The 17,867-nt window shown below is 58.9% G+C and carries 18 protein-coding genes; 1 reads left to right on the top strand and 17 read right to left on the bottom strand.

The annotated features are described in order from the left end of the window. Window positions 1-37 precede the first annotated feature (37 nt). The 8 genes from panC to folP form a co-directional block, all read right to left on the bottom strand. Window positions 38-985 (bottom strand): pantoate--beta-alanine ligase, encoded by a 948-nt coding sequence (gene panC, locus HMPREF2712_RS03280; RefSeq protein ID WP_070819250.1) that lies wholly within the window; start codon window positions 983-985, stop codon window positions 38-40. Next, complete coding sequence (locus HMPREF2712_RS03275) at window positions 982-1,944, bottom strand: Rossmann-like and DUF2520 domain-containing protein (RefSeq protein WP_070630058.1); 963 nt, start codon at window positions 1,942-1,944, stop codon at window positions 982-984. Before HMPREF2712_RS03275 ends, panC begins: the two co-directional genes overlap by 4 nt. A 106-nt stretch (window positions 1,945-2,050) precedes the next feature. After that, entirely contained in the window at window positions 2,051-3,940 is a 1,890-nt protein-coding gene (locus tag HMPREF2712_RS03270; RefSeq protein ID WP_070819249.1) for a PH domain-containing protein, read from the bottom strand. Continuing rightward, window positions 3,940-4,695, bottom strand: coding sequence for a PH domain-containing protein (locus HMPREF2712_RS03265; RefSeq protein WP_070819248.1), 756 nt, complete (start codon window positions 4,693-4,695; stop codon window positions 3,940-3,942). The genes HMPREF2712_RS03270 and HMPREF2712_RS03265 overlap by 1 nt, the downstream gene beginning before the upstream one ends. Next, window positions 4,682-5,200: a DUF3180 domain-containing protein gene (locus tag HMPREF2712_RS03260; RefSeq protein ID WP_005507616.1), complete on the bottom strand. Its 519-nt coding sequence runs from the start codon at window positions 5,198-5,200 to the stop codon at window positions 4,682-4,684. The genes HMPREF2712_RS03265 and HMPREF2712_RS03260 overlap by 14 nt, the downstream gene beginning before the upstream one ends. 45 nt (window positions 5,201-5,245) lie before the next feature. After that, window positions 5,246-5,866 carry a 2-amino-4-hydroxy-6-hydroxymethyldihydropteridine diphosphokinase gene (gene folK, locus HMPREF2712_RS03255; protein WP_070819247.1) on the bottom strand — a complete coding sequence of 207 codons (621 nt, stop codon included), beginning with the start codon at window positions 5,864-5,866 and terminating at the stop codon, window positions 5,246-5,248. Then, the gene (gene folB, locus HMPREF2712_RS03250; RefSeq protein WP_070819246.1) at window positions 5,866-6,279 is read right to left on the bottom strand and encodes a dihydroneopterin aldolase; all 414 of its coding nucleotides are present in this window, start codon (window positions 6,277-6,279) and stop codon (window positions 5,866-5,868) included. Before folB ends, folK begins: the two co-directional genes overlap by 1 nt. Window positions 6,280-6,316: 37 nt before the next feature. Then, window positions 6,317-7,276, bottom strand: a complete 960-nt coding sequence (gene folP, locus HMPREF2712_RS03245) for a dihydropteroate synthase (protein WP_005507621.1) — start codon at window positions 7,274-7,276, stop codon at window positions 6,317-6,319. Window positions 7,277-7,494: 218 nt separating this feature from the next. Here folP and HMPREF2712_RS03240 point away from each other — a divergent pair, with 218 nt between their 5' ends. Further along, complete coding sequence (locus tag HMPREF2712_RS03240) at window positions 7,495-7,701, top strand: hypothetical protein (RefSeq protein WP_070616019.1); 207 nt, start codon at window positions 7,495-7,497, stop codon at window positions 7,699-7,701. A 162-nt stretch (window positions 7,702-7,863) separates the two neighbouring features. Here the strand turns inward: HMPREF2712_RS03240 and HMPREF2712_RS03235 are convergent, their stop codons facing one another. The 9 genes from HMPREF2712_RS03235 to HMPREF2712_RS09010 form a co-directional block, all read right to left on the bottom strand. Continuing rightward, complete coding sequence (locus HMPREF2712_RS03235) at window positions 7,864-8,907, bottom strand: Abi family protein (protein WP_083323938.1); 1,044 nt, start codon at window positions 8,905-8,907, stop codon at window positions 7,864-7,866. Between the two features lie 181 nt (window positions 8,908-9,088). Further along, entirely contained in the window at window positions 9,089-9,673 is a 585-nt protein-coding gene (gene folE / locus HMPREF2712_RS03230) for a GTP cyclohydrolase I FolE (protein WP_005507626.1), read from the bottom strand. Beyond that, a complete protein-coding gene (gene ftsH / locus HMPREF2712_RS03225; protein WP_070819245.1) occupies window positions 9,660-11,834 on the bottom strand; it encodes an ATP-dependent zinc metalloprotease FtsH in 2,175 nt (724 codons plus the stop codon). The genes folE and ftsH overlap by 14 nt, the downstream gene beginning before the upstream one ends. Before the next feature lie 278 nt (window positions 11,835-12,112). After that, window positions 12,113-12,664, bottom strand: a complete 552-nt coding sequence (hpt, locus tag HMPREF2712_RS03220; RefSeq protein WP_005504342.1) for a hypoxanthine phosphoribosyltransferase — start codon at window positions 12,662-12,664, stop codon at window positions 12,113-12,115. A 198-nt stretch (window positions 12,665-12,862) separates the two neighbouring features. Further along, window positions 12,863-13,996 (bottom strand): tRNA lysidine(34) synthetase TilS, encoded by a 1,134-nt coding sequence (tilS, locus tag HMPREF2712_RS03215; protein WP_070630061.1) that lies wholly within the window; start codon window positions 13,994-13,996, stop codon window positions 12,863-12,865. A 32-nt stretch (window positions 13,997-14,028) separates the two neighbouring features. Next, the gene (locus tag HMPREF2712_RS03210) at window positions 14,029-14,253 is read right to left on the bottom strand and encodes a helix-turn-helix domain-containing protein (protein ID WP_049326751.1); all 225 of its coding nucleotides are present in this window, start codon (window positions 14,251-14,253) and stop codon (window positions 14,029-14,031) included. 262 nt (window positions 14,254-14,515) lie between these two features. Next, on the bottom strand, window positions 14,516-15,343 hold the full coding sequence (locus HMPREF2712_RS03205; protein ID WP_070630062.1) for an S-layer homology domain-containing protein: 828 nt from the start codon (window positions 15,341-15,343) through the stop codon (window positions 14,516-14,518). Window positions 15,344-15,437: 94 nt separating this feature from the next. Continuing rightward, window positions 15,438-16,841 carry a glycosyl hydrolase family 28-related protein gene (locus tag HMPREF2712_RS03200; RefSeq protein WP_005507633.1) on the bottom strand — a complete coding sequence of 468 codons (1,404 nt, stop codon included), beginning with the start codon at window positions 16,839-16,841 and terminating at the stop codon, window positions 15,438-15,440. A gap of 203 nt (window positions 16,842-17,044) precedes the next feature. Next, a complete protein-coding gene (locus HMPREF2712_RS09010; protein ID WP_141752125.1) occupies window positions 17,045-17,863 on the bottom strand; it encodes a hypothetical protein in 819 nt (272 codons plus the stop codon). Window positions 17,864-17,867 lie beyond the last annotated feature (4 nt).

Genomic DNA, 17,867 nt, shown 5'->3' with positions numbered 1-17,867 from the left:
TGTAGTGTGTTGGGGACTCTTCTAAACGAACGAACGCTTAGCGCAGGTCCATGTTGTCAATCAGGCGGGTCGGGCCAACGAACGCAGCAACCAGTGCCAGCACTCGCTCCGACTCCTCAGTCGGCTCACCAAAAGTCATCGGGTCGACCAGTTCCAGGTAGTCAAGGCGTACACCCGGAGTGGAGTTGATACGCTCACGCGCACCGTCCAAATCAATCTCGTGGAAGCCACGGTTCAGCGAATTCTCACGCAGCATCGCCAGGGTGCGGGACAGTACCAGGGCAGACTCGCGCTCCTCATCCGACAGGTAGCCATTACGCGAAGACAGCGCCAGACCGTTATCGTCGCGAACAATCGCCACAGGGCGCATGGTCACGTCGTGGTTGAAATCGTGCACCATACGCTGAATCAGGATGTACTGCTGAGCGTCCTTCTGACCGAAGTACGCGTTCACCGGGTGGTTACCGGCTGCGGGGCGAATAATGTTGAAGAACTTATTGACCACGGCCAGCACGCCATCAAAGTGGCCCGGACGGGTCGCACCCTCAAACTTGGTGCCCAGCTCGCCGCTCGAAATGCGGATGAGCGGATCACCATCGGGATACATTTCCTCCACAGAAGGTGCGAAGATGATGCTCACGCCGGCGGCACCAGCCAGGGCAGCGTCTGCCTCCAGGGTGCGCGGGTATGCTTCGTAATCCTCGCCGGGGCCAAACTGCAGCGGGTTCACAAAAATGGAGGCGACCACTACATCATTCTGTTCAGTGGCGCGACGCAACAGGGTTGCGTGGCCGTCGTGCAGGGCGCCCATGGTGGGCACGTAGCCCAGGGATGCGTTCGTGTACTGAACTGCGGTGCCGTTCTGCTCCGCCTCCTGGCGGGCTGTCCGGTCCAGTTCTTCCTGCGCTGCGGCAAGGGATTCGGTGATTGCCGTGCGGAAATCCGCAATGGTGGTCACGACTCGGGGCATCGAAGTCTCAGTCATGACGAGAACTCCTTGTTTTCGGGGGCTGAATCATCAATATCGCCGGGGTGGTTGCGGTCCGAAGACTCACCCAGCAGATTCTCAATTCGTCCCAGTTGTTCATCGTTTAACAAACCTCTATTATGCGCTCTTTTTGCGGTTGCGTGTGCCAGAGCGGCGTAAGAGTCTGTAATATCACCTGTTTTCTCATGCTCTGAGTACTCATTCAGAGCCTGAAGGTGAGCCTTCACGGTGCCGGCGTCTCCACGTGCCACGGGCCCGGTGAGAGCACCCTCACCGCTGGCGAGCGCATTGTCCACGGCGGCTCGCACGAGCGGCCCCATGTAGCGTGCCGGGTCCTCAATACCGATGGAGGCGAGCATCTGCTGGGACTGACCCAGGATGGTCACGAGGTGGTTCGCGGCGTGCGCTAAAGCGGCGTGGTAGAGCGCTCGGTCGGCCTCGGCAACGTGCACGGGTTCGCCGCCCATCTCCACCACGAGTGCCTGAGCAATCGGGATGAACGGTGCAGGCCCGGTCACTGCGAAGCAGGTGCCGTTCAGGCGCTGCAGGTCCACGGACATGCCGGTAAACGTCATGGCGGGGTGAATCGCCAAACCGATAGCGCCCAGCGCGGTCGCCGGTGCGAGAACCTCGGTGCCGTGACGGCCGGAGGTGTGCACCAGAATCTGACCGGCGGTAATACTTCCCGAGGACGCCAGGTAGGTGATGAGGCCCGGCAGCTCGTCATCGGGAACCGCAAGAATCAGCAATTCGCTACGCTCAGCAATCTGCTCCACCGGTAGCAACGGCACATCGGGAAGCAGCATCGCGGCGCGCTCCTGAGAAGCCTCAGACACCGCGTGAACACCCACAATAGTGTGCTCACAGGCGCGCAAAGCCGCACCGAGGACGGATCCGACCCTCCCGGCTGAAATAATTCCAATGCCTAAACGCGCAGGTTTTGAATGCTGTATCACGGCTTTAAGTATATTCTCCCTTTCACGCCGACCCTGCCGCCGGTGTCACGAAGAACACTGACGGCAGGGCGCGTTCTGTAGTTTTGCTGCCCGCTAACCCGGCGGGTTAGCACGCACCGTACCCGTTCGCATCGGACGCAGAACCCAGCGCGGGTTCCGGTACGCGGTAGTAGGGCTCAATACCCTCCAGCCGAACCGTCATCAACCACACCAGGTCCTCGCAGACACGCGGCGGCAAGTGCATCATGAGCGTGCGCACCGGGCCGGGCACCGTACCGAAATGCACACTCGCGCATCCGAAGGCACGCTGCAGCGGGCCCTGGCCCCTGCTCACGCTCAGCACACGGCTGACCGGCACAATCGACAGCGTGCGGATAAAGTAGCCGCCACGAATCAGTAGCAGGTCACCTCGCGTATGCTCACCAACGCTCGAACGTGCCGCATCAGAATCAATGCGGGTGCTCGCCTGCACCGAACCGGCGGTGTAACCGACCGTGGTCACGCCGTTACGCTTCCAGGTGAGCAGATCCATCCAGCGCGCCGAAGAGGGCGTCACAATCATTGCCGGAACCTGCGGCTTCTGACTCTTCAGCGAACCATCGGCGGTATCCAGCAGCACCTGCGCCTGCCCCTCATCCAGGGCGGGCAACAGCAGACGCAACACCATCAGCGTCTCCTGTTTGTTGCCGACCGGCAGGGCAACGTTGCGGGTCACCAGCTTCTGGTTGTCGTTCTTCTCAATACCAATACCGGCAATGGTCATCTTGATGCGGTACCAGCCAAACGCACGCCACAGAATGGACTGCTCCACGGCGAGTGCCTGAATACGCTCAACCATCACGTTCTGGGTGTGCGTGCCGGTGAAACCGTAACGCAGGGTCACGCCGCCCTGACCGCTGGGGGTGATTTTGAAGTTCGCGGCACCGTCAAAACGTGTCCAGAGGGCAACCACGTAACCAACCATGGGCGCGAACATACCGGGCAGCATCGCCATGAAAATGAGGAACGGGCTCTCGCCGGCCATGATTGCGGCAATGACCGCGGCACCGACCATGAGGGCCACGGCGGGCACCAGCCACACCAGGTGCTCCAGCATGATGGAGGCAATCAGACGCACATTCGAGATGCGGAAAATCGGCGGCTGCGAGGGGTCGGCCGCGACCGGCATCGGCATGCGAGCGCCGCGGCGGGATGCGACGGGTTGCTGGGGTGCGGGTTGCTGAGGTGCAGACTGCTCGGGTGCGAGCTGCTGGGCACCCTGCTGAGGCGCTACCTGCTGGGTGCTGTTCTGTGCGGGCACACCATAGGGCGCCTCGTAAGATGCCTCGAACGGCTGGTGCAGCTGATCCGCATCCGGCATGCGCTCCGCCGAAATCTGCATGCTATCGGGCAGCACGTCGACCGGGCGGCCAGCCGCCTCCGAACGCAGCAGGTTAATACTCGCCATCGCGGTGCGGCGCAGAACCTCCGCCTTGCGGGCAGAAACGTACTTGATGTGCAGCGCCTCCGAAGAGCCGTCAGCCACCTCAAAACGAAGCTCCGACAGACCCAGCAGACGCGCCACCAGAGGACGCGAAATGTCCACGCTCTGCACACTCTCCAGACGGATCGTGCGGTTCTTCTTGAACAGAAAACCGCTACGACGGTGAATCGCCAAATCGTCCAGGCTATAGCGGGTAAACCACCAGTCAATCGAGCCGCCAACCAGAATCAGCACAAGCACGGCGAAGCCGATAAGCTGCGAGTACGTTGCGCTGAAGTAGCTGTTGTTCTCGTCGAATACCTGCGTCAGGCGCGCGCCCCACTCGTTCGGCGGGGTGGTCAAAATATTCAGGATAATACTCTGGAAGAAACCAAACGCCAACAGAATAATGAACCAGAGGTTCATGATGAACGTGCGGATATCGGCACGCCACCACTTCTGCTCCTGCGGCGTCTGGGAGGCAGGAGGCTGCGGTGCCTGCGGCGCGGGGTTGGGCGGAACCGGGGTACTCATTAGAGTGCCGCCATTCGCTCATCGGCGCGGCGCACCAAATCCGCACGCAGCTCCTCCGCCACGTTCAGCGGAATACCGAACAGCACCATCGTGCCGGTGGTCGTACCCGCGGTGCGCACCGTCAGGCGGGCAACACCGCACATGCGCTCCAGCGGACCCGAATCCACATCAACATACTGGATGCGACCGTACGGCATGGAGCTCATCGAACGGAACACGATACCGCGGCGAGCCATCAGGTGATTCGACTCCAGCGCGTAGCCGAGCGCGCGAGTACGGCGCGGAGTGGTCAGAATCCACCACAGACCCCACAGACCAAACACCGCGACCACCACCAGGCCGACGATGCGTAGCGCCTCCGGGCCGCCGAAGAACGCGCCCGCACAATACACGGCAACACCCGCAAGAATCGGGAGCGCCAAGGCAGAAATAGTGTGAACAAAACGAACCGTCAGGTAGCCGGAGGCGGCGGGCACCCACTGCGGCTCCGGCACGGGTTGCGCGGGAACCGGCTGGGAGCTTACCGACTGCGCGGGAACCTGCTGAGGCGCGTTCGGGTACGCGGCAGCGGGCGGAACCTGCTGACCGTACTGTGCTTGCTGTCCAGACGGGGCACCAGGCTGACCGTAAGCCGCCTGCTGGTACTGCCCGTACTGGTTCTGCTGAACAGGCTGGCTCTGACCATACTGACCCTGCTGGGCATCCTGCCCGTACTGGCCATTCGGCGAATAACTATTCTGGTTAGGAGCCGACATAGGTTCCTCCCTCTCGCGGCTTTACAGCACCGGAAGAGGAGGCCGCATCCTCATCATCCTCCGGCGGAATACGACAACAATGCTGAGCCCACAGGCCAGCAATCAGCAGGGCAACACTGCCCACACAATTAACAAGAACCTCCCAAAAGACCACCGAAAAACCGCGCACAGACACCATCGCCACATGGTAGCCAAGAATCGCAGCGCACCAGCCCGTCAACAGGGCACCGGTCATGATGGAACCCTGCGCATACGCCACCGCACGCGCCGCAAGAATCGGGCCCATATGGGGTACCTTCTCACGCGTCTGAATACGACGATAACGAGCCACCTGCACACCCAGCCACACGGCGCCCGCCGCAACCAGCAGGCACACCGCGCCGAGCATCCACGAAAAATTCAGCTCACCAAAACCGGCGCCAATCATCACGGAATTCACCATAAGAGCGGCAGCGGCACCGCACACAGCCGCCACAATAATCGCCCGATAACTCAGGGGCTTCATGGTGTTTCCTTTCGGTAGGTTCCTCTACCTTCCAGAGTGCCACATTTAAGGCTGATCAGGTACCTGCATCTCACGCATATAGCTAATAGCGTCTTCATCCGCCCCAACCAGCGTGCGGGACAGCTCCGCAACGTTCACGACCTCGCGGCTCAGCGGCGCAGGAACCTCATCCGGCCGCTCCCCCGAAGGCTCCGCACGCCGGGTCACCGTCAGGTACGCCTGCGGGTCCATCTGCGCCCACGGCACCAGCACAAAAGCACGCTCCTGCGCCCGCGGATGCGGCAAAGTCAGCACCGGATCCTCAGAGATCACGCCGTCATAGTCAATCACGTCAATATCGAGGGTGCGCGGTCCCCAACGCACCAGGCGCTCACGGTGATGTGCCGCCTCCACCGCATTACACAGTTTCAGCAGCTCGTAGGCGCCCAGGTCAGTGGCCACCTCAATGACCGCGTTCACAAAATCCGGCTGACCCGCCGGGCCACCCACCGGGGCGGTACGGTACAACCCGGAGGCGCGCACCAGCTGCACGCCGCCCGCCACCAGGTCGGCGACGGCACGCTCCAGGGTGTCTTCGCTTTCACCCAGGTTCGAGCCCAACGCCAACACCGCGCGGTGTTTCAGGGTGTTGGGCTTCTGCGTATCGGTTTTCTGGGTGCCCGCCACTAGCGGCCGCCCTCAGCGGTACGCTCCGCGGCACGCTCACGGAACACGCTCACCGCAACGTTACCGAACGGCAGCTCAATCGGCGCCTGCGGCTTCGATAGGGTAATCTCCACCGCCTCCACAAGCTCAAACATCGCAAGGATACCCTCGGCAATGTTCACCGCAAGGGTCTCAATCAGGTCCAGGGAACCGTTCGTCACGTGGCGGTGAATCAGGTCAACCACGAGCGCGTAGTTCGTGGTCTTCGTCAGGTCATCCGTGGCGGCTGCGGCGGAAAAATCGCTGTACAGGGTCGCGTCCACGACGAAGGGCTGGCCGTCGCGCTTCTCAAAGTCGAGCACGCCGTGGTAGCCCTTGGCGGTGATGCCGGTGAGGGTGATGCGGTCGTGGCGGGCGTAATCTGCCTGGGTCATTGGGGGCTCCTAGAGGATATTCGGGTAGTTGGTGGTTCTAGCTGACAGATCGCAACGCGGAGGCGACCGTCACCGCATCCACGCTGGCGGGCACGTCATGCACGCGCACCGCCCACACGCCGCGCGCCGCCACCAGGGCGGTCACCGCCGCAGAGGCTGCCGCACGATGCTGAGCCGGGCGCGGCTCCGACAGCGACTGCCACAGTTCGCGTTCAGCCTCACCCGCATCGGTTGCGGTGAAACCGCTCGCGTTCAGGCGCTCAGCCAGCGCCATATCCGCCGCAGTCAGGGCGTTGGCGATAAAACGCTTGCGGGAACCGGCAATGAGCAGGCGGTGCCCCAGACCCTGTAGCTCGTCAATGGCGGCGAGCAGCTCCCAATCCTGCATGCCGCCCTTCGCGAAGCCCAGACCCGGGTCAAGAATCAGGTTCTGCGGCAGCACACCGGCGGCGAGGAAACGCTCACGCAGGCCGGTCAGCTCCTCCACAACCTCGGTGACCACGCCGCGCGGGTACTCCGCCAGGCTGTTCATGGTCTGGGAGGTGCCGCGGGCGTGCATGAGGATGTACGGCACCTGCAGTTCAGCGGCGGTTTCAATCATTTCATCGCTCACGTTCAGACCGGACACATCGTTGATAATGTGCGCACCGGCGGCAATGGCGGCGCGGGCGGTCTGCGGGTTCATGGTGTCAACGCTGATGGTGGTGCCCATCTGCGCGACTGCCTCGATGACAGGCAGGATGCGGCGCTGCTCCTCCTCCACGCTGATGCGCACGGCACCGGGGCGGGTGGACTCACCGCCAATGTCGATAATGGAAGCGCCCTCAGCGATCATGCGGGCGGCGCGGGCGATGGCGTCGGTGGCGGCGTAGTGCTGGCCGCCGTCGCTGAAGGAGTCGGGGGTGACGTTGAGGATGCCCATCACGAGGGTGCGTTCGGCGGCGAGCGCGTCGCAGGGCAGGGGGGCTACACGGGTGGTGTGTGTGGATTCAGTCATGGGTTTATCGTACCGAATCTGCGGTGCTCCCATATTTGCCGCAGTGATTGGGGCGGGGGTTGGGGCAGCTGTAGGGTCGATTCTGGGGACACGGCATGCAATACTTGCATTACAGATACTTATTTAAAGGTATGCTGGGAGGGCACGCATACCGTGCCGGGCGCGTTCCCGGTCGGCGGCGCGCACCCACACATACATACTCTAGGAAGTGACTCATTGTGAATATGAAGACTGGAGCTTGGATTCTCTCCCTGGTAGCTCTTGCCGCGCTGGTGACTATTGTGCTCGCTGAAGGTGTTCCTGCCGTGCGTTGGATTGCTTTCGGCACCGCGACCGGTTGCGGTTTCATTGCCGTGGGCTTGATCGTGACTCTTGCCCTGGGTTGGGATAATCCGAGCGAGGCGAAGGGTAGCTTGCAGCGTTAGCGGCGGGGCTCTTCTAGCTTCTGCGGTGCGGCATGATCGGCGCCGCCACGGCCGCGGAAGGTACTGGCTCAGAACACATTCTCAGAGCACTTTGGCGATGCGAAAAGGGGGCGGAGGTTTTCACCTCCGCCCCTTTCAGCGTGTCCATAAGCTGTGAAGATTTTAGCTCCACAAACGGGTTTCTTCCCAACCTTGGGGTATACCCATAGCCCGCGATACATCAACCCCAGGAACGGAAATATCAGGACGTTCCTTCAGGATCTGCGTCAAAGATTCCGTATCCCCAACTCCACCCTGATCCATCAGATATTTGAGGAGAGTGAGCATTCCGAAAGTCTTACGCATTTTATGGTTCTCTTCACGTTGAGGAACCCCGAACAGGTCAATAACCTCACGGATTTCAGGGCTCTCAACTCTTCTACCGGATGTTGCCCTCGGTAGAAGAACTTTGGAATGCACCCTGTTATACAGTCGTGCCTGATGTGCGCAGATATTCCGAATCCCTCTCAACGAACGTATCCAGCTTCCAAGCTGCGGATCGGTACAGTTCATATCCTGCGCTATCTGACGGCGAACTCGTCGCGGAGAAATCATATATAGAGTCTGTAAGGCTCCCAAATCTAGAACCTCTACCAGCACCCATACAGGGACTTTACCATCGTATTGTTCTATGTGATGTACAGCGAAATCTTCCTTAGAACGCTGAAGAGAGTCACCACAAATCCGAACAAACTTATTCCAGATTTCTCTCCTTGCAGGAGCTACATCTAGTAGATTTTCCTTCTCGTGAATTAGCGGGTCAATCTCTCCCAGTAAATACCCCAGCCTAGCTCGTAGGTACACTTCAAGCTGGGATAAATGCGGAAGTGCAATAGAACGCAAACGCCGGTCGTACTCATAAAGAGCTACAACGTCGTCAAAACGTACCCCTTCTCTAAACTGGTCAACCGGGGTAGTCTCTCCAGAGGCATCACGCTCAGTCTGGCGTAGGGCATGCCAATATCCGCTAAGACGGTAGTAATTAACCTTGGCGAGGGATTCAATCGCTTCTTCACGATTTTCTATCGCCATCCCTCGCCCTTCGAGTATGGCTAGTTGCTCACCGTAGCTTTTAAATTCTTTAACTTCCCGCACCGTAACAAGACCCGAATCTACTGAAGATAAAAAAGAAGACCGGTCCTGTACTCCTTCAGAATTCTCAATCATTCATCAGGCAGTGGTGCCGGTTCTAGTAGTAACAACTTTACAATCACTAATGCTCTTCACGCAAGGGCACTCGTCATACGACCCAACAAATGCCGCTACACAGTGCAGGGGTACAGCGCAGGGGGCAGGATTCCTTAGAATCCTGCCCCCTGTCGTATAGCTATGTAATCGTCCCGAATGCTTAGCGCTGCGAGAAGATCAGGCTCATCGCCTCCGCACGGGTTGCGCCGTTCATGAGTGCACCGCGCACCGCGCTGGTCACGGTCTTCGCGCCCGGCTTACGCACACCGCGCATCGACATGCACATGTGCTCAGCTTCAATCACCACAATCGCGCCGCGCGGGTTCAGGTGCTCCTCCAGAGCCTCCACCACCTGCGTGGTCAGACGCTCCTGCACCTGCGGGCGGCGAGCGTACAGATCCACCACACGGGCGAGCTTGCTCAGGCCGGTCACCTTACCGTCCGGGCCCGGAATGTAACCCACATGCGCCACACCGTGGAACGGCACCAGGTGGTGCTCACAGGTCGAGTAGAAGGGAATGTCCTTCACCAGCACCATCTCAGAGTGGGCGATGTCGAAGGTCGTACCCAGAATCTCGCCGGCGTCCTGGTGCAGGCCCGAGAAGAACTCCGCGTAGGCACGCGCCACACGTGCAGGGGTCTGCTGCAGGCCGTCACGGTCCGGGTCCTCACCGATCGCGAGCAGAATCTCGCGGACGGCAGCCTCAATACGCGGCTGGTCGACGGCGTTCTTAGCCTCGCTCATTCTCTGCTCCATTCTGGTTCGGGGTGCCGTTCTCCGGGCGCTGCGCCGGAGGGGCGGGGTAGTTCGGGTACTGCTGGGTGGGCATTGCGACGGTCGGGTCGGCGTCCGGGTTGGTGAGGGGCGCCTGAGGCGGCAACGGCTGCGTAGGTGCCACCGGAACAGTCGGCGCCTCGGCAGGTGCTTCCTCAGACTTTTCGGCTTCCTTCGCCAGCTCGCTCGGTGCCTTCACCGGCGGGATGTCGGTACGCTCGCGGGTCGGCTTGGAGTACCAGTGCTCACGCTCGGGGCGCTTGCGAACATCCTTGAAGATTTCGGCAATCTCGTTCTCGAGCAGGGTTTCCTTCTCCAGCAGGGCGAACGCCAGGCGGTCCAGAATATCGCGGTTTTCCAGCAGAATCTGGAATGCCTCATCGTGTGCCTGCTCCAGCAGGGCGCGGATCTCAGCGTCAACCTTTGCCGCGGTCGCGTCGGAGTAGTTGCGTGCCGAAGCGCCGCCGCCACCGAGGAACGGTTCGGTGTCTTCGCCGCCGAGCTTCACGGAACCAATCACGGCGCTCATGCCGTAGTCGGTGACCATCTTGCGGGCGGTGTCGGTTGCCTTCTGAATGTCGTTAGACGCACCGGTGGACGGGTCGTGGAAGACGATTTCCTCAGCCGCGCGGCCACCCATCGCGTATGCCATCTGGTCGAGCAGTTCGTGGCGGGTCGTGGAGTACTTGTCGTCCTGCGGCATGACCATGGTGTAACCCAGGGCGCGACCGCGCGGAAGAATCGTAATCTTGGTGACCGGCGCGGAGTTACGCAGTGCCGCCGCGACCAGGGCGTGACCGCCCTCGTGGTATGCGGTGACCTTACGCTCGTGCTCGTTCATGATGCGCGAGGAACGCTGCGGACCAGCCATGACGCGGTCGATTGCCTCGTCGATAGCGCGGTCGTCAATCACGTTGCCGTTATCGCGGGCGGTCAGCAGAGCCGCCTCGTTCATGACGTTCGCCAGGTCAGCACCGGTAAAGCCGGGGGTGCGCTTAGCAACCTGAGCCAGGTCAACGGTGTTAGCGATCGGCTTGCCTGCGGCGTGAACGCGCAGGATGTGTTCGCGGCCCTGCATGTCGGGGGCGTCCACACCAATCTGACGGTCAAAACGGCCGGGACGCAGCAGTGCCGGGTCCAGAACGTCGGGTCGGTTCGTTGCCGCAATGACGATGACGTTCGAGTTGCCGTCGAAGCCGTCCATCTCAACCAGCAGCTGGTTCAGAGTCTGCTCACGCTCGTCATTACCGCCGCCCATGCCGACGCCGCGGCGGCGGCCAACAGCGTCAATCTCGTCGACGAAGACGATGGCGGCGGGGTCGCTCTTCGCTTCCTTGAACAGGTCGCGCACGCGGGACGCACCCACACCCACGAACATTTCAACGAAGTCAGAGCCAGAAATCGAGTAGAACGGCACGCCAGCCTCGCCCGCCACAGCCTTGGCGAGCAGGGTTTTACCGGTGCCGGGAGGGCCGTACAGCAGAACGCCCTTGGGGATCTTTGCACCCAGGCGGGTGAACTTTTCGGGTTCAGCCAGGAACTCGCGGACTTCTTCCAGTTCGGCGAGCGCCTCGTCCACGCCAGCGACGTCGCTGAAACGGACTTCCGGCTTGTCCTTGGTGAATTTCTTCGCGCGGGACTTGGAGAAGCTCATGACAGAGGAACCGCCTCCGACTCGTCCCATCAGGAACCAGAAGAGCACACCAAAGAGCAGAATCGGCAGGAGCAGGGACACCAAGGAGCCCAGGAAGCTGTGCTCAACCGGCTGGTCCGTGTAGCTTTCCAGCTCGGCGGATTCCATTGCCTTAGCAACTTCGTCGCCGCGGGGCTGCACGTAGTAGAAGCGCACCGACTTACCGTAGTTGTCGTTGCCCTTCTTGTAGTCGTCCTTAAGCTGCAGCTCGACGCGCTGGTCGCCGTCGTAGATCTTTGCGCTCTTGACCTGGTGGTCGTTGAGCAGCTGAAGACCCACGTTGGTGTCCACCTGACGCGAGGGCTGGGTGAAGAAGGAGGCCATGAGGAAAGCCAGCATGATTACGAGAGCTGCACCCGGCCAGAACCAGGGGCCGTTAATCAGCTTCTTCAGGAAGCCCTCCGAGCCTTTCTGCGGAGTATTGGGGGTTTGCGCCAATGCTTTGTCCTTACGTTGCGGCTGTGACCCGTTGGGGTGCGGCATGCCTGCCGGAACACCCAACGGTGCAACCTTAAATGTACCCTACCCCGGCGGGCGGCTAGGTACCGGGCTTCTCTATTTCACCTGCGGGCTAAAGGGTTGTAGCACTCGGCGGGGGTGAAAGTGCATCTTCTGCGTCGGGTACATCCACCTCCGGGTACAGCAACGCCCCGCTCCCCCACAAGCGTGAGGAGGCGGGGCGTAACCACCTACAGCATGGTTGCTGAGGCGAAGGCTTAGGAGTAAACGTGCGGGTGCAGGGTTGCGACGCAGTCCAGGTTGCGGTACTTCTCAGCGAAGTCCAGGCCGTAACCAACAACGAACTCAGGCTCGATGTCCCAGCCGACGTACTTGACCTCAACGTCAGCCTTGACGACCTTGGGCTTGCGCAGCAGGGTGCAAATCTCAACGGAAGCTGCGCCGCGAGAAATCAGGTTCTGCTGCAGCCATGCGAGGGTCAGGCCGGAGTCAATGATGTCTTCAACGATTAGGACGTTGCGGCCCACCAGGTCGGTGTCCAGGTCCTTGAGGATACGCACAACGCCGGAGGACTTGGTGCCGGAACCGTACGAGGAAACAGCCATCCAGTCCATGGTGTAGTGGCCCTTGAGAGCGCGGGAAAGGTCAGCCATAATCATGATGGCGCCCTTGAGAACACCCACCAACAGCACGTCCTTACCGGCGTAGTCCTCGTCGATGCGCGCCGCCAGTTCGGCGACCTTCGCATTAATCTCTTCCTTGCTGAAGAGAACGTTCTTGATATCGTCCTGCACGTCGATAGCCTGCACGATGTATTCCTTCGTATTCTTTTAGACGCTCTGCGCCTCCGCCGGGGGGCCCCGGGTGCGGGGGTTTCATGCCTTCCCACAGCGGACAATGTGGATGGTGTTCGCCTTAAGTATGGCTTAAAACGGCGCCGCGGCGCACCTCACCATGCAGATAGTGTGTGCTGAGGATGCTCCGCGGGCATCTAGCTGGGCACCTAGTTAGGGTCGAGTTGGCACTAATACGAGCACGTCCAGGCGTTCACCGGTTGCCGGATGCACAATTTTGCGGCGACGGTACGCGCTCACGTGACCGGGCATCTGAACGGGCCCAGCTACCGCGTATCCGGCGGTGAAAGAGTCCAGCGCCTGCAGTCGCTCGAAGCCGGGGTTCTCTCCCCCGGCGGTCTTACAGGCGGTCGCAAGCACACGCAATCGAAGCGCCGGGTGCAGCGCCGCCACCTGCGCACGGTCCAGTAGCACGGCGTCCTCACGTTCGATGCCGCGCACGGCGGTTCCGGCGGGCAGGAGCGCCTGCTCGTAGGCAGCCTGCGCCTGCTCGTCGAGGTATTCGGCGTCGGGGCCAGCTACGGAGGCGGTGCGCGCCAGGGAGCGGGCGACGTCCCCGCCGAGGTGCTCCTCCAGGTAGGGCAGCACGCTGTGGCGGATGCGGGCACGCATGAGGGTTTCGTCGGTGTTGGTCGGGTCGGTCCAGGGGGTGAGGGTTTCGGCATCGCAGATGTCGAGTATGTCGGTGCGGCGCAGGCCAAGGAAGGGACGCAGGTAGGTGACGCCCCCTTCGACGCGCACGGGAGGCATACCGGCAAGGGAGCGTGTGCCGGAGCCGCGGCTTAGGCCGAGCAGCACGGTTTCTGCCTGGTCGTCGAGGGTGTGGCCGAGCAGTACGGCGCGGGCGCCGGTGGCTTCAACAGCTTTCGTGAAGGCGGTGTAGCGGGCGGTGCGCGCCGCCATTTCGGGGCCCATGTTCCCGACGGGAACCTGCACTTTTTCGGTGATGACGGGGTGAAGCCCCAGGTCGGTGAGGGTCTGCGCGGTCTGCGCGGCGACCGCGGCGGAGTCTTCTTGTAGGCCGTGGTCGACGATGATGGCGCCTACGCGTACGTCGCTGCGGCGTGTGAAGTGCGCGGCAATGGCTGCCAGCGCGAGGGAGTCGGGGCCGCCGCTGCAGGCGACCAGGAGCAGGGGCAGGTCGGCGGCATCCGCGGTGGAGGCGGTGCGGGAGCGCCCGGTAGCTTTGATGCTTCCAGCGCCGAGGAGCTTTTCAAGGGCGGCGGCGAGGTGGCGGCGAGCAGTGCCGACGGCGGGGTGCAGGCGTCCTGCGCGTCCATTCTGCATGGTGGTTCCTTTATATAGGCGTGCGGGAGGGGTTAGGTGAGGGGGTTGGTGATAGCCAGCTCGATGCCGAGCTCTTGGGCGACCTTGAGGACCGCACCAATTGACGGGCCGGGTAGCCCACGCTCAATATCGCGGATTGTTTTATCGCTGAGCCCGACCATCCACGCCAACTCCATTTGGGTGATTTTTTCGTACTTGCGGACGGCGCGAACCTGGGCGCCAAATTCCTGTGCGAACCCCATTGCGTCGAATGCCATAGGGGTTTCCTCCTCACCGCTGCAGAACCTCAGGTTATACGAACTATTCTTCGTAATATGCATATATTAGCACTCCTAGGGGTACCCTGAGGCTATTTTCCGAAGAATAGTTCGGCTACACATGCCCCTTCCGGTACCCCTAAACACAGCCAAGGAGTACAACAAAAAAAGGGGCGCGCCCACCGCCTCCAGCACGTACGAAAAATCGCACGAACCAGACGCGGGGAACACGCCCCCCAACAAGCCCTCCGCTCATCTACCGCTAGGACAGCGACTGCAGACGAGCCACAATGGGCGCCAACTCCTCGTGGTAATCAAGAACCATGAGAGGGGTGAAAATAGTGGGGTACGAAGCGTAATAGAAATCCGGTGTTTTGTTGAAATCCCACGGCGTGTACCCGTTAGTGAAGAAGTTAGTGTTATACGCCCGGATATCTTCCCCCTTCGCCAGCGCATGCTGGTACACCCAGCTCATTGCTCGATGCAACTCACTCCCCTCCTTAATGGGAGCAGCACCCTTCTCAGCACGCACAGCATTCGCCGCGTCCAGGGGCTCCAGAGTCACCTTGGGGCTACCCGCAGCACGATAAAGGAAGGTGAAGTAGGCGCCACGGCTCGCCGGAGTGTCGTAGTGGAAGGAGCCGTCAGACCAACCGGTGGTCAAACCCACGCGGGTCGCCCAGATAGCAACCTTATAGCGTGCATCGCCCGGAGTCAGGTCGGTGTACGGGGACTTCTCCGGCAGGTTCTTCACCTCGGGTGAACCAGCCAGACGGTATAGGTACTCCAGTAAGCGACCACGCGAAATGGTCATGACCCCGTTCGGCAACTTATCTTCACGGGTTGTGCCCAGACCAACAACCTGCTTCTTCGTAATTAGGCCGGTACACTCCGCCCAGTACAAACTGGTCATACCGTTCGTGCCGTAAAAGAAGTGCATGTCAAAACAATTAACATCAAATTCCAGCTCTTCTACAGGCTGTGCAGATTTCGGCTGAATGTATGCCGCCTGGGCTACACCCTGGCCCATATACCCCATAGCCAGTGCCAACAGTGCCGCCGCGCCGCGGGTCGAAAGGTTTTTCTTCATTTTCTATCCTCGGTGAAAGGTGTGAGGGTAGAAGAAGAGTGAATCCCTTTGAAGGTACTCAGGATTCACTCTCCGCGCAATTATTTCAGAATGATTAAACTTTTACGTCATTTTGACTATTCCGATTAATCTCATTATCTTGCGAGGTCCTATAGACCACAAAATTAATATCAATATAGAAATTGCCCCAGGGGACACTGCGATCTCTCCTAAAGAAAAGGTGCCGACCGTCATTCGAAGTCAATTTATTACCATCACGGGCATTACGCGATGAACCGGCCACAATACTAATATCATCCAGCTTATTCTCCAGATAAAACCCGTAACGCGAGGAACGCTGGCCAACTTTCGGATTAGCCGAACGCGGCGATACTAGGCGTGCTCCAGAAGCATTTCGTCCAATATACCAATTAGCTGCTTCATCAGTGCGTGCAGTTCCCTTAAGAATAAGTGAATTCTCGAGACTCGAGGACTCACCTAGACAATTCATAAACTGATTATCCTTGAAACCTACGACCCACCCGTGCCCGCCATTCTCCTGAGCGGTACATCCGATGAACATATTCCGTTCGCCAAAAATCGCCCACCCGGCACCAGACTTTCTGCGGTACTGATCTCTATCGTGATAAAGGTCGGAATTTGGCTTATTGCGAATAGCAAACCAGGCGGTACATGCCACAAATTTACATTGAGCTCCGTACACCTCAATTGCCCCATGATATCCGCCACCAAGATTGGCATCAGAGACCTCAACCATCACAAACTTATTATCCGCAGCTCCAGAGTTCAAACTCTCTGTTCTACGCTGAACATGACCCACCGGCTTTCCCACCAAGAGCCCTTGTCTGCGAGTTTTACGAATGCGGACCTTATCAACCTTCATAGCACGATCATGTTCACCCAGGATGGCAATTCCGATTGCCGTATCCCAGATTTCAATATTTGAAATAATAGGGGCAGCTTCAGGTTCATTAAAAATATCATATCTTGTATGAACAATAATGCCCGCAATATTATCCGGTATATAATTATCAGCAACGTGCTTACCCTGAGCAATTTGATACTCAAAAAATCCTTTACGAATATTAGGATTCAAAAGATTAAGATTGGCGGCACGAATAAACATATCCCGTACCCCAAAACGCATTGGTATATTTGTTCCCATATCACCCACAAAGGTATTGTATGACCCCATATGAAATACCCCCTGACACTCCATATCGTCACCATCAACATCTCTTAAAATCTTCGGGTTTTTATTAAACCCAATAATTTGTGTTGAGAATCCATGACCATACACCTCTACCCTATCCCTGAGATTAATAAAATCATTACTCACAAGATAGATTCCCGAAGGAATCTCGACAGAACCACCACCGGGAACAGCGGCCACCGAGTTAATGGCATTTTGAATTGCTGGTGCGGAATCCTTCGTACCGGTTGGGTCTGCACCAAAATCCAAAACATTCACATGCTTTGATTTACTATAATCAACCATATTGTATTCCTTTCTTAAGCCATGTAGTTCAAACGCATTCAAATAGTTTGAATGCCAACCCACCAATTTTCCCTGAATATCTATACATAAAGATGATTTGATGTTTAATTCTATTAAATCTGTACCAACCCCCTATCAATCATCTCTTTTTGCAGAGCAAGATTTCCCGAATCCACAACCCTGCGATTACCCCCATAATTGTTTTATGGGGCAGCTATTGTGGTACATGTCAACACGCCTCCCGGCGTCCTAACACTAATCCGATAGGAAGCCGACACAGTAGATCCGCCGTATTCGCTACGACCCGGGAAATACACGCCAAAGCACCCTCGTTGAAACAACTCTTCCGGCTGAGAAATATCTTTATCTACCTCAAGACCCCATTCCCAGCGCTGAGCTTGAATAAACGCACCGTCATCTTCTCCAAGGGATGCGTTTCCCTTCATCTCCCCTTGGTAGACACCACAAAAATACTCAGTGCTCTCCGTTGAGGCACCACGCGCACGAACCACCTTCAGACCCGAGTCTTCACGCACTGTCAGTGATGGTGCAGCCGGGTACCCCTCAGGAGAATGGCTTGTCAATCCCATAGAACCCGGCTGCCAACGGCTCATCTGCACCATGTATTCTTGCGATCCACTCAGCTGTTCAAGCTCAACCACAATCTGCTGACCCGAAGGAATTTTAGACAGCCACTGCCCTGTATCACGGTGAATATGGGGACGAATTACCTCATATAAGGCTGACTCTTCTTGATTCCCCATCAGTTCTACCGACGGAAGCGCATGCACCCCTACAAAAGGGCCCGAAAAGGGAAGAAGCTGAAACCACAGAATGACATTATCTGCACCATTAGTCGGCACCCATGCTTCACGAAGCGGGGCAACAGTGCATCCATCTATTTGCTGGGGAGACCCAACAGAGCCCTGAATACCCCATGCCGTGCTCTGAGGTGCTGCGAAGAAACTTACCAGGGCAAATGACGAAAGCCGGCACACATGCCGGCGTGACAGTTCAGACATGATA

The sequence above is a fragment of the Rothia sp. HMSC064F07 genome, from assembly GCF_001837265.1.
GTDB lineage: Bacteria > Actinomycetota > Actinomycetes > Actinomycetales > Micrococcaceae > Rothia > Rothia mucilaginosa.
Note: the sequence above shows the minus strand (reverse complement) of the source record. Positions and strands in the feature narration are given on the sequence as shown.